The sequence below is a fragment of the Planococcus versutus genome (assembly GCF_001186155.3).
Taxonomy (GTDB): domain Bacteria; phylum Bacillota; class Bacilli; order Bacillales_A; family Planococcaceae; genus Planococcus; species Planococcus versutus.
The window spans coordinates 3,167,553-3,180,428 of the sequence record NZ_CP016540.2 but is presented as its reverse complement, the minus strand read 5'-3'; the positions used below and the strand labels follow the sequence as shown (position 1 = coordinate 3,180,428).

The window sequence follows — 12,876 nt, the reverse complement described above, 5'->3', positions numbered from 1 at the left end:
CACTCCTTTTAATAAATGATATAGGGAAACCCTAACGTTGATTATTGCCTTAAATGCAACATATTGAAAGGGTTATTTAAAAAAGATGGTAGAAATGCATAAATTAACATATAATAAGAAAAATCTAAAAAGGCAAACTTCACCGAAAGGGGAGGACGCAAAGTCATGAGCCTACCCGTTGAAAAGCGCAAGGTTGTCAGGTTGCCGAGTCTCATTTCTTGAACTAGGGCTTTTAGAGCGAGAGGATATGAGAAGGTGAAAAAAATAATGATAGCAGGTGTGTGGTTGGTGTTTATGCTGACACAAAATAGTTTTGGTGTGCAAGCGGTTGAAAAGGATACTCGAGGCACGTGGTTATGGAATCCGTGGATGATTAACAGTGACGAAGCGGGAACACTCGCTTTTTTACAAAGTAAAAATGTGAACAAAGTTTATGTGCAAATCGATGAGGATATTCCAGTCAATGTCTATAGCGATTTTATTGAAAAAGCAGGAGCGGCAGGCATGACCATTTATGCGCTAGATGGGGCAAGTGATTGGGTAGCGCCAAAAGGGTTTGTGAAACAAGACCGACTTATGAATTGGTTAACCACGTATCAACAACAAGCAACACCGTCTCAAAAATTCACTGGAGTTCATCTGGATGTGGAACCGTATCTTTATAGCGGTTGGAATACAAACCATGCAGCAACGGTAAAATCCTATCAATCGCTGTTACACAAAGCAAAGGCGAGTACAGCGGCATTAAGTTTGCTATTAGAAGTGGATATGCCTTTTTGGTTTGATGAAATTCTCTATAAAAACACCTATGGCAAAGGCGTGCTCGCAGAATGGGTTATTGCGAATACAGCAAGTGTGACGTTGATGGCTTACCGAGATTCAGCAGCTATGATTACAGAACTGGTGAAAAACGAAGTAGCGTATGCAGAGAAATATGGAAAAGTGGTAGTGGTCGGTATTGAAACAGATCAAACAGACGAAGGCGACAATATTTCGTTTTATGAAGAAGGCGAAACTTACATGGAAAATGAATTAGCGACAGTAGCTGCTTATTATTCGGGAATACAAGGATTTGGCGGCATCGCAGTTCATCATGTAGACAGCTGGAAAACAATGAAACCATAAAAACTAGGCTAATAAAGTCTAAAAACCTGACAGTGAAAAGTATTTCACTTTTCACTGTCAGGTTTTTATTTTTCAACGCTATCTTATTCGGTTTCTTCAAACGTTTTTTGAAGAATGTAATAGGATTGTTTCAAACGTTCTTCGGATTTAGGTAATCCCCAGGTATCCCAAGAATAATGGGCTACTTGAGATGTATCAAAAGCTTCGACGATTTTTCCGTTTTTGCTAGTTAAACTAGCTGCAAAATCTAGTCCTTCAATTGTAATTGTAGATTCAAGTCCATCTTTTTGAAGGTTGCCCATAAATTCTCGTTTAGTAGGATCTTTTGCATTCAACAGCATCCAAGGAATCCGAATCTCCATAATTCCCGTTTGCGGATCGTAATAATAATCATTTAACGAATTGTAGTCTTGATGCTCCGGATTGGCAATCCCAAATTGGAAAATGCCTGTTTCGTATGAAGAAAACGGAAGCTTTTCTCCGGTGTCTGGGCGCACGAATTCTTTGTTCAACGCTAATCGAATGGGATGAAAAGTCGATTCGATATTTTTTTCAGCAGGAATCATTTCTAAACGTTTATGGTAATCGTAGTAGAAAGTGTCGTAATCACCTGCAACTCGTAATTGAGCTTGTTCTAGGTTTTCAATTTTCAACTGATAGTCTGCAAGAAATTCGGTATTCTTTAAAGCATTAACGGCAATACCATCGTTATTTCGAAGACTAAAGTAAAGATTGAAGTCTTGTTCAGTCCACCAGTTTTTATAGGTGGGTTCGAATTGTGCTTTAATATAAACATAACGCTCGTCTGAATCCATCGTCAATGTGCGAAGTGCACCATCTTCTTTTTCGTAGAGAGTTTGTTCTTCTTCCCAATCGTCGATGCCATCGACTTTGACTTTATGACGATCAAAGCTTAACAACCCAAATTGTTGCTCGTTCGTTTGCGCATTAGACCAAAACGGTCGTTCGTTCGGATTATCATAATCCATAGTGTTCCAAGTTCGTTTAAACCATTCATCTTGCCAAGTAAAAACCATGCCGCCAAGCATGCCTTCTTCCAATATATCTTCGTACATATGGCTAACGATTTCTCCTTGCTGTTGTTCAGAGATAAAACCTTGATTCCAACCAAACGGGTTTTCATGAGTCATGCCACGCGAAGCAGGAATGCCAAACTCGGCGATGACAATTGGCATGTCGTGAGAATTTTTTAAATCCTTCAAATAGCCTGCGTAGTTATTAAATTCACCACGATGATCTACATATTCAACATAGCGCTCTTCTAAATTCAAGAAGTCAGGATAATACGGATAGACATGATAAGAAGCAAACATGCCGACTGTATCTGTTATACCTTTCGTTTTGATATGATTTGGATCGACAGTTGCCAAGTCTTCTTGATCACTTGGTTCTGCTTGCTGATCTATGTTGTCAGTGGTCACCCAGTTTGTAAAGCTTAACGGACGCATACTTTGATACGTGTCTAGTTCGTAAGATGCAAGATGGTCCATTTGCTGCGCTACCCAATTTTCCATCGGATTGGCATTTTCTGAGTATACATATTGGCCCTGATAATCACCAAGGTCTGGATAATCTATATTCATTTGATCGACCATGATTGGGAACCATTCAATACCGATTATCCATCCGATAACATAAGGAGAAATATCCGCTTTGTACTTACCATAAGCATGTCCAGGTTCTTTTTTTACAACAGCATCACCATGAACAACGTCTACAACTTTTTTAACTTCTTTCTGGAAACGCTCAGTAATTTCCGGATCGAATGCATCTAAAGATTCTACTAAAGGCTCTTCATCAATCCAAACGCCATGGTATAAATATAGTGGTTTATCAGCGCTAGCATTATAATCAGCAAATGCTTCATAAAAAGCAGGTGGATGAAGAGTATACACACGAAGCGCGTTGACGTTCATTTCACCGATTTCCTTAAACCAACGATCGTATTCATCACGTGAAATTGCGGCTTCTCCTGGGAATGTACCGGGCTTGGCCATTCCCATATTAACGCCTTTGATCGTAAATGATTGCCATTTTCCATCTTCATAAACTTCAAATGCATCTCCGTTAATACGAGAAGGATAAGAAATGCCCTCTTCTACAACCTCAGCTTTTTTCGTTGTTTCAGCCAAAGTTCTTTTTTTCTCTGTAGTTGCTAAAATAGCTTCCATCATTGGGATATAAGTCTTCCAATAAAAGCTTTTTTCGGCATCTACTAGTTCAGAAGAAAGAAAAGAACGGATTTTCGAAAATCCTGCATAACGAGTAAAGCGCGGAACATCGTCCATATCGACAAAATCTCCTGCAAAATAATAAATATCTGCGCCGTACTTTGATTGGTGGAAGACAGCTGGGAAGTTGAGTGGGATTCCCGCTGCCTCTAACTTGTCACTACCAGATTTTTTAACATCCCATTTATAATCAGCCAAAACCTCGGTATCAGGAGAAGCTATATTAATATCAAACCAATAACCAAAAGCCGGACTATTTTTTAAATCAAACTGTTCCGTCCCTTTTTCAGTAAACTCAAGATGTAATCCATCTGTCCCAACTTCAGCTGCTTTTTCAGAAAGAACAATAATTTCACTGGTCTCGTCATGAACAAGGACAAATCCAGCACCTTCAAAATCCCATTTTCTATCACTTTTCTCATAATTGGTAATAATCCATTGAGGAACTTCGCTATCAGTAGTTTGGAGTTCTGGAAAATGACGTCCGCTCCAACCGCTCCATTCCAATCCTAGGAATTCATTCATATCTTCAGAAACATCTTTCGGTGTTGGAGAAGCAAACGTATTAAACTCCATAACCAAGTCTGTGCCTTGAGACTGAACTTGCTGTTTAATTTTTTGCCATTCAATCATCTGAAGTCCACCTGAAATCATAGACGAACCGCCAGAATTTTTTTCTTTAGTGTTCCAAGAAAGGTCTTCTTCAAAAACTCCGTATGTATCTGCAAGGTAAATAAGGTCGGTTCCAGAAAAATCTTCAGGAAGTTCACGAATGCTATAGTCTTTTTCTTTTTCATTTGGAAAAAAGCCATAATAGTCCGTATCAGTCTTATACATTTCTCCAGCTTTTGACACATAACGTTGATGATTCAATAGCCACGTTAACCCTTTGTGCTCTCGATAGTTTTCAGTCGGAACTGTCTTATCAATGATTGTTATATTAACTATTTTCTCTCCTTTTAAAAACCAAAATAAGATAGGAAGTGCTAGTAATAGAATAATTCCAGACAAGTATAATAATGTTTTCTTCACTTATGTCACTCTTTCCAAGTTGCAAAATAGTATTCTCATGCCATTATAGCTTAAAAGATATAACAAATAGAAAGAAATTACTTATTTATACAAATAAAAGAATCCCTATAAAAGGAGTATTCGATCCTTTGTGCTTATTTATCTGGTATGTAACTAGCGATCAAGACACCAGAGTCAGTAGAACGGATTGTTTGAAGGTTGAACATTTTTTGATCGGCATTTTCTTTAAATAGTCGTTTGCCTTCACCCAAGACAAGAGGGAAGGTCATTAAATGCAGTTCATCGATTAAATCATGCTTTAACAAAGTCTCGATCAACTCGGCACTCCCATAGACCAATAACCGCTGTCCCGTTTTTTTCAACTTAACGACTTCTTGCACAAAATTACTGGTGATGAGCCGAGCATTCCATTCAGTACGTTGCAACGTTGTGGATACGATATATTTTGGTAACTGATTAATTCGATCAGCAAACCCTTCTTCATCTTCAGCTGAGGGCCAAGCAGCAGCGAATCCTTCATATGTTACACGTCCAAGAAGCAATGCATCACTACCAAACAATAAGTCTAGTTGAAATTTAGCTAGTTCGTCATCCCAATAAGGGGCTGTCCACGACGGTTCTTCCATTACACCATCAAGTGTTACATACATAGCTACAATAATTTTTCCCATGATCATTCTCCTTTGTGAATGAAATAAAAGTGGCTATCATTTTGTTCCCATAAGATTTAGAACTTAATAGATTTAATTCGTGCTCAACTGAAAATATCCTTTAAATTGAGAATTGTAATTATCAGATAAATGAATTAAAAGTAAAATAAATGGATTTTATTATGAAAAAGTAACATTTATTTGAATCCATCAAGTAAACTATAGTAAAAGAGGAGGGGTAACAAATGCCATGCAATAGCTGTGCAGTTACAGCCATCAATTTTGAAATTAAGCTAGAAGGACAGAAAAATCTTTCGGCGTTGCAACTTGTCATAGATCATTTGGAAAGACAAAAAATAAAAGTCGTGCAAAAAGACAACAAACTACAGTTAGATGAACAAGGTGCTAGAGAATTTCTGGATTTTTGCACTGATTTGTTGGAAAAGGAAAATGTCGTTTATCGCATCAATCAAGAAGCGTGGCAACCGGTAGAAAAAATGACTGACGTTTTTGCGACAGAGTGGATTGATGAAGTCATCAAAAACGAACAGCTCGTTTGCCATTATCAACCAATCGTCGATAGTAGTGAAACGGTTTATGCTTATGAAATGCTTGCACGTTTTCACAGTAAAGAAGGTTCGATGATTTATCCCAATGAGGTGTTTCCTGCAGCAAAAACACGCGGCCGTTTATACGCATTAGACCGTGTTTGCCGCATGACTGCTGTAAAATACGCAGCTGCATTAAAGGGGAAAAAAGCGTTTATTAACTTTATTCCGACGTCTATATACTCACCCGAATTTTGCTTGCGTTCGACAATTGAGTTGTCAGAGCGATTAGGCGTCAATCCAAAGTCGTTAGTATTTGAAGTTGTGGAAACGGAAAAAGTAGACGACCTTAATCATTTAAAGAAAATCCTCCGTTACTATAGAGATCGAGGATTCGATTATGCATTAGATGACGTCGGTGAAGGATATAGCACAATTGAACTTTTAGCGGACTTAAAACCAAAGTACATGAAGCTCGACATGCAATATGTTTTTAATGTCGCTAAAGACATAGAAAAGCAAAAGATAGCGAGGAGATTTTTGGAAAAGGCTTTAGAAATCGGTTCTATTCCGTTAGCAGAAGGCATTGAAACCTATCAGGATTTTGAGTGGTTAAAACAGCTTGGCTATCAATTATTCCAAGGTTATTATTTTGGGAAACCAGCGGCATCGCCTTTATCTGAAGTCTGAGAAAAAACGTAGGCTGTAGAAATGACTACTCTTTAATTGGAAACAAGAGTCTGCAACGAGTTTTGGTGAAATTGCCACTCTATTTTACATGATTACAAGTATTGGGGTTATGTTGAGCTTGATCGTAAGAGTATCTGTGCAAATCCAAAATAAAAAAATCAATCCAAAATAAAACAAACAGACAGGATCTTTCACTCATGAAAGATCCTGTCTGTTTATTTTCTCAACAATAAATAAATAAAATAAGGAGCACCGATCAACGCAGCCATAATGCCTGCTGGAATCCCAGAAGGCTCAAGTAAGTTTCGTCCGATGGTGTCTGCTAGTAACAATAACCAACCGCCAATCAAAATCGCGAGTGGCAAGAATAATTGGTGGCGAGGTCCGACAATTGCTTTGGCTATATGCGGTGCCATTAATCCAATAAACGCAATTCCACCGGTAACAGAAACGGCAGAAGCGGCCAAGGCGACAGCCGCAAGTAGTAAAACAAGACGTTCTTTTTCAAGAGAAACGCCAATGCCAATAGCGACAGGATCACTCAAACTAAGAACATTCATGCGGTTTGCTTTGTACAATGTAAATGGAATTAATACTAATAGCCATGGCACAATAGCAACGATAAACGGCCAATCTGCTCCCCAAATACTCCCTGCTAACCAATTGGCGATAAAATCGACTTTTTCTGGTTCAGCAGAAGAAATCAGTACAATCATCACGCCAGATAAGGCCATCGAAAAACCAATTCCGACGAGCACTAAACGAATAGGCTGCAGCCCCGTGCTGCGAGAGTATGAAAATATATAAATTAAAACAGCAGTTAAAAGTGCTCCTGCAAAAGCAACGATAGGAAGTAAATAAGCAAAGGCACCAGCTTCTACAGGTACAAATAAGAAGAATACTGAAATGGCTACACCTGCTCCGGAGTTGATGCCGATAATACCAGGATCTGCGAGATCATTGCGTGTTACACTTTGTAAAATCGCACCAGATAACGCCAATGCCATTCCAGCTAGTAAGGTTATTAAAATACGCGGCAAGCGAATGGAAAACAAGATGAATTCTTCTTTAAAAGTACCTTCTCCTAGAATAGCAGGCATTAAGCGATCATAAGAGATAGGAGAATAACCTAAGCCAATACTAGTAATAGCAGTCAATAAGATTAACGCGAGTAATACGTAATACGAAATTCGTTGTTTTTTTCGTAAGGTCGGATGAATCATGAGAATGCTTTGCCTCCTTTACGAACAATGATCAAGAAGAAAGGCAAGCCAATAATCGCGATGATTGCTGCTACGGGTGTTTCGAACGGTGCATTGATGGTTCGGCCGATAAGATCAGCCAACAGCATAAAAATAGCTCCAGCTACTGCAGACATTGGGATGATAAAGCGGTAATCAGTTCCCACAATTGCTCTTACGACGTGAGGAATCATTAAGCCGATAAAAGCCATATTGCCAGCAAGTGCAACAGCAGCTCCCGCAAGCAATGTAATAATAACAAAGAGAATGGCTTTGATTTGTGCTGTTTTTTGCCCCAGCCCAATTGCGGCTTCTTCGCTCAAACTAAGAATGGTCAATTGTCTTGATAAGAATATAGCAATCAGTAAAGAAACAGCGATAAACGGAACAACGACTTGTAATTGTCCCCAGGAGGTGCCAATCAATCCACCTGCTGTCCATTGTGAAATATTTTTAGAGATATTAAAGTAGAGACCGACTCCTTCAGCAATCGCGGTTAGAAAAGCCGAAATAGCCGCTCCTGCAAGGACGATTCGAAAAGGTGAAAAGCCACCTTTTTTTACAGCGCCAATGCCGAATACCAAAGCGGCACCAACAGCGGCACCGATAAAGCAGGCAATCATGATACCGAAATAATTGGCTGCAGGGATAAAGGCCAAAGTAATAGCCAACGCGGCATTTGCTCCAGCCGTTAGGCCAAGGAGACCTGGATCGGCTAGCGGATTCCGTGTCATGCCTTGCATCATCGCTCCAGAAACGGCCAACGCCGCCCCAACAAAAATAGCAGCAATTTCGCGGGGTAGACGGATTTCTCGGATCACACCGATGCCATCACTAAAACGAGTTGAAAACAATGCCAGCACCACTTCTTTTAGACTGATATCTGCCGCCCCAAAAATCAACGAGACGATAAGTGTCAGTACTAATAGAAACAGGCTCAAAATGAATTTTACGGGAAAGGGTATTTTAGGATTCATAAATCATCATCTTTTCCTGAGAATAAAAGAGGGATTCTGCTAAAGAATCCCTCTTTTTTGTTATATACGTGGAACTTACTGGTAGTCCATTACTTGCCTAAAAAGTTTTCAATAAAAAATTCTAATTGATATTCCAGTGTAATCGGATCATTAAAGTAAAATTCTTTAGCGTTTGCTACGAAAATTTGTCCGTTTTTAGCAGCAGGTGTGTTTTTGTAAAGGTCCGTTTCTTGGAACGAATTGTCCTGTGTGCTGTCTTTACTGAAGATCACGTAGTCGCCCATGTATTCAGGCAACACTTCTTGAGACAACATGTAATAACCGTCTGCTAATGCCATTTCTTTCACTTTGGCAGGCATTTTTAGTTTCATTTCTTGATACAGAATTTCTGTTCCGCGGCCCCAGTTATCTCCGAACACATACAGTTGCTTGTCGAAGTTTTCAATAACAGAAACGGTTGCATCTTCACCGATTTCAGCTCGGATATCTTCGCCAGCTTGCTGTGCACGTTCTTGGAAGTCGGTAATCCAAGTTTGTGCTTCTTTTTCTTTATTGAGTACTTTACCGATTTCTAGGTGTTGCTCCAAATAACCCAATTTGCCATAAGTAAATGTAACAGTTGGGGCAATTTCACTTAATTTGTCGATATTGTTGATGGTTGAACCGCCAATGATCAAGTCAGGCTCTAATTCAATAATTTTTTCGAGATCTGTATCTGCCACTTCTTCTACATCTGTTAACTTTTCTTCAAAACGCGGGTTGTTTTTTGACCATGAATCAACGCCTACTAAAGGAACGTCTAGAGACATCACGTCACCGCTATACGTGGAAAGAACAATAACGCGTTGTGGATCCGCAGGAACTTCAACGGGACCGCTTTCAGACTCATATGTAATAGTTTCGGCCTTTTTATCTGTATCCGGTGTTTTTGTTTCCTCAGCAGTTGACTCAGAATTACAGGCACCAAGAATTAGCAATAACGTAAATAGAAATAGTGGTAAAAATATTTTTTTCATAGGGGTTAAACTCCTCCAATTAAGTTATATGTTATGCACATCGGTTTTTGTGTTCGGGGGTCCAGACCGATGTCCGCATCAATCCGGAATACTTCTTTTAAAACCGGTTGAGTGATGACTTCATGGCAGTTGCCAGATTTAATGATTTGTCCGTCTTTCATGGCGATGATGTGATCTGCAAAACGTGCTGCTTGGTTCAGGTCGTGGAGCACCATGATAATGGTTCGTTCTTGTTGCTGGTTTAGTTGCTGAAGCAATTCAAGAATTTCTAGCTGATGAGCCATATCCAAGTATGTGGTAGGCTCGTCTAAAAAAATCATTTCAGTTTCCTGAGCAAGAGCCATCGCAATCCAGACGCGCTGACGCTGGCCACCAGATAAAGCATCAACTGGATGGTATTTGAAAAATTGCGTACCGGTGACATCTAGCGCCCAGTTGATAATTTCGTAATCTCTTTTAGATAGTCGACCAAATCCTTTTTGATAAGGAAATCGTCCGTACGAAACCAGTTCGCCAACAGTCAATCCAGCAGCACTGTCTAGTGTTTGAGGAAGAATCGCCATTTTTTTAGCTAAAGACTTTGTGTTTTCCTGTGCGATATTACTACCATCTAATACGACTGTTCCAGATTGATGCGGAATCACACGAGTAAGCGCTTTTAGCAGCGTTGATTTGCCGCAGCCATTCGAACCAATAATCGTCGTAATTTTTTTGTCTGGAATTTGGACAGTCAAATCTTTGACAATCAAGCGGTCTCCATAGCCAATATTTAGCTCCTCGGTGAACAAACGCACCATCCAAAAAACCTCCTAATTTAATTTTATTATCTTTTTCATTGATAATGATTCTCATTTTCAGTACAATCAACACTATAAGACTAAATTATAAGGTTGTCAATAGAAATACAATGCGATAGGAGTGAAGATAGATGGTGGAAAAAGAGCTTTTTGATGTAACGATTATAGGCGGAGGTCCTGCGGGTTTATATTCAGCCTTTTATAGTGGTTTACGAGAAATGAAAACCAAGCTTGTTGAATTTCAGCCACAATTGGGCGGTAAAATTCATGTGTACCCGGAGAAGATGATTTGGGATGTAGGAGGACAGCCACCAATTCAAGGAGCAAAGCTTATTGATCAACTAGTTGCACAAGGGCTAACCTTCCAACCAGAAGTCGTATTGAATGAAAAAATAGAGGCTATAGCGAAAAACGAGAATGGTTTTTTTGAACTAATTGGCTCTTCCGGCCAGATTCATTTATCAAAAACGGTTATTGTAGCTGTGGGTGGAGGTATTTTGAACCCTCAAAAGCTGAAGATTGAAGGGGCCGAACGTTTTGAAGTGTCGAACTTGAATTATACGGTCAAGTCCCTTGAACGATTCAAAGACAAGACCGTTCTCATTTCGGGCGGTGGAAATTCAGCAATCGATTGGGCCAACGAGCTTGAGCCAATTGCTAAACAAGTATATGTCACTTATCGTAAACCAGAGCTTGCCGGACACGAAGCGCAAGTGACACAGCTAATGACCGGATCAGCCATTTGTTGTCTTCATACCACGATCACACGTTTGATCGCTTCAGACGATCGAGATGCCATTGAATTTGTTGAACTCACTCATCAAGAAACAGGAGAAATACAGCTGTTGCGAATCGATGAAATGATTATTAATCATGGTTATGAACGCGACATTAGTTTACTCGGCAACAGCCCATTAAATATTGAAATTGCTGATGATTATTACATTGCGGGTACATCAAATAGTGAATCTTCAGAGGAAGGTCTTTTTGCAGCAGGTGACATTCTGCAGCACGAAGGAAAATTGAATTTGATTGCTGGAACGTTCCACGATGCGGCAAATGCAGTCAATAAAGCCAAGCACCATATTCAGCCAGACGCTAACGAAATCGCAATGGTTTCTTCTCACAATGAAGTATTCAAAAAACGCAACAAAGAATTGGTTAAGCAATTATTGGTCTAGAAAAAAGCTTTCTAGATTGTTTGACATAGCCCGAACAGAAGTAATCGGCTATTGGCAATCTATTTCTTTTACTGGTCATCTCCACTGCATCGTCCATCAAACTAAAGTAATTGCTTTAGAAAAACAACAAAAAAAACGGCCCCAATGGCCGTTTTTTTTGTTGTCTTATTACTTATAGGCTAAAGCTTCGGCCTGTTCTTTTTTGCCGTGCATGAAATAATACAAAATCGCAGTAGCTAAAACCACAAAACCAAGTACGCCGTATAGCGAGCTATAACCGATCAACGGAATGATAAACCCTAGTAAGTATGGACCAAAGCCAAGTCCCGCGTCCATAGAAATAAAGAACGTCGATGTGGCCAGCCCCATACGATGAGGAGGTGTTAGCTTTACTGCTACAGCCTGTGTTGTCGATTGCATATTCCCAAAGCCCAGTCCAATCAAGGCACCCGCTACGAGTAGTCCCGTACTACTCGTGGAAATGCTCAGCAAGAACAAACCTGCTGCAAAAATGACGAACGCTGGATACATAATAAAATTAGCGCCTTTTAAATCCATCAGTCTTCCTGTAAAAGGACGAGATAGCAAAATCGCAATTGCATAAACTAAGAAGAAGTAACTAGCAGCTTGTACAAGGTTTTCTTCCATCGCATAAAAATTGATAAATGATAGGACGCTTGAATAACAAAGTGCAACCACTAAACAAACGATGGCAATAGGAACTGCTTTCAGTTCAACAAATTCCGAGATTTTGAACCCTTTCGTAACGTTCGTTGTTAGTGGCACTTCGACTGGTGGTACATAAACCAACAAAGAGACGACAAGGCTGACCACACCAAGAGCCAGACAAACAGAGAAGATCATTTCGTAGCTGCTATATTGACTCAACATCAAGCCGATAAACGGGCCAAAAGCAGCTGCTAATGTCGAGCTCATACTAAAATAGCCAATGCCTTCACCTTTGCGCGTCATGGGAATAATTTGCGCGACAATGGTTCCTGCGGCCGTACTCGCCATTCCTAACGTCATTCCATGCAAAAAACGATTAACCATTAAGAAAGAGAGTCCCAAATTCAGAAAGTAAAATAATGTAGTCAGTGTAAATAAGGTCGTACCGATAATCAGTGTTTTTTTACGGCCAATTTTATCAATACTACGGCCAATAAAAATTCGGCCCGTCAATGCACCTAAGATGAATATTCCTGTTACCAGTCCGGCTTCGCTCGTTGAAGCACCATATTCTTCGACTGCGTATACTGCAATGGTTACCATTAAGAGATAGAAAATGAGAATTAAAAAGAAGTTCACTAATGAGGTAATGATAAAATCTCTTGTCCATAAAATGGGTTTAGTAGTATTCATATAGA

At 39.7% G+C, this 12,876-nt stretch carries 10 protein-coding genes and 1 riboswitch; of the genes, 3 read left to right on the top strand and 7 right to left on the bottom strand.

From position 1 onward, the window contains the following. Window positions 1-121 precede the first annotated feature (121 nt). A riboswitch (cyclic di-GMP riboswitch) is annotated at window positions 122-209 on the top strand. Between the two features lie 46 nt (window positions 210-255). After that, on the top strand, window positions 256-1,125 hold the full coding sequence (locus I858_RS16010) for a hypothetical protein (protein WP_049693825.1): 870 nt from the start codon (window positions 256-258) through the stop codon (window positions 1,123-1,125). Window positions 1,126-1,208: 83 nt separating this feature from the next. Here the strand turns inward: I858_RS16010 and I858_RS16005 are convergent, their stop codons facing one another. Together I858_RS16005 and I858_RS16000 are read right to left on the bottom strand one after the other, a co-directional pair. Next, window positions 1,209-4,409: a hypothetical protein gene (locus I858_RS16005; RefSeq protein WP_049693824.1), complete on the bottom strand. Its 3,201-nt coding sequence runs from the start codon at window positions 4,407-4,409 to the stop codon at window positions 1,209-1,211. A 134-nt stretch (window positions 4,410-4,543) separates the two neighbouring features. Further along, window positions 4,544-5,080 carry a dihydrofolate reductase family protein gene (locus I858_RS16000; protein WP_049693823.1) on the bottom strand — a complete coding sequence of 179 codons (537 nt, stop codon included), beginning with the start codon at window positions 5,078-5,080 and terminating at the stop codon, window positions 4,544-4,546. A gap of 224 nt (window positions 5,081-5,304) precedes the next feature. Between I858_RS16000 and I858_RS15995 the strand changes: the two genes are divergently transcribed. After that, entirely contained in the window at window positions 5,305-6,297 is a 993-nt protein-coding gene (locus tag I858_RS15995; RefSeq protein WP_049693822.1) for an EAL domain-containing protein, read from the top strand. 215 nt (window positions 6,298-6,512) lie between these two features. Here I858_RS15995 and I858_RS15985 read toward each other — a convergent pair whose 3' ends face one another. The 4 genes from I858_RS15985 to I858_RS15970 form a co-directional block, all read right to left on the bottom strand. After that, window positions 6,513-7,520 carry a FecCD family ABC transporter permease gene (locus I858_RS15985; protein ID WP_049693821.1) on the bottom strand — a complete coding sequence of 336 codons (1,008 nt, stop codon included), beginning with the start codon at window positions 7,518-7,520 and terminating at the stop codon, window positions 6,513-6,515. Beyond that, a complete protein-coding gene (locus I858_RS15980; protein ID WP_157886533.1) occupies window positions 7,517-8,515 on the bottom strand; it encodes a FecCD family ABC transporter permease in 999 nt (332 codons plus the stop codon). The genes I858_RS15985 and I858_RS15980 overlap by 4 nt, the downstream gene beginning before the upstream one ends. An 89-nt stretch (window positions 8,516-8,604) precedes the next feature. Further along, entirely contained in the window at window positions 8,605-9,531 is a 927-nt protein-coding gene (locus I858_RS15975) for an iron-hydroxamate ABC transporter substrate-binding protein (protein WP_049693820.1), read from the bottom strand. A gap of 5 nt (window positions 9,532-9,536) precedes the next feature. Next, entirely contained in the window at window positions 9,537-10,328 is a 792-nt protein-coding gene (locus I858_RS15970; protein ID WP_049693819.1) for an ABC transporter ATP-binding protein, read from the bottom strand. A 131-nt stretch (window positions 10,329-10,459) separates the two neighbouring features. Here I858_RS15970 and I858_RS15965 point away from each other — a divergent pair, with 131 nt between their 5' ends. Continuing rightward, window positions 10,460-11,509, top strand: a complete 1,050-nt coding sequence (locus I858_RS15965; protein ID WP_049693818.1) for an NAD(P)/FAD-dependent oxidoreductase — start codon at window positions 10,460-10,462, stop codon at window positions 11,507-11,509. Between the two features lie 168 nt (window positions 11,510-11,677). Here the strand turns inward: I858_RS15965 and I858_RS15960 are convergent, their stop codons facing one another. Next, entirely contained in the window at window positions 11,678-12,871 is a 1,194-nt protein-coding gene (locus tag I858_RS15960) for an MFS transporter (protein ID WP_049693817.1), read from the bottom strand. Between the last annotated feature and the right edge of the window lie 5 nt (window positions 12,872-12,876).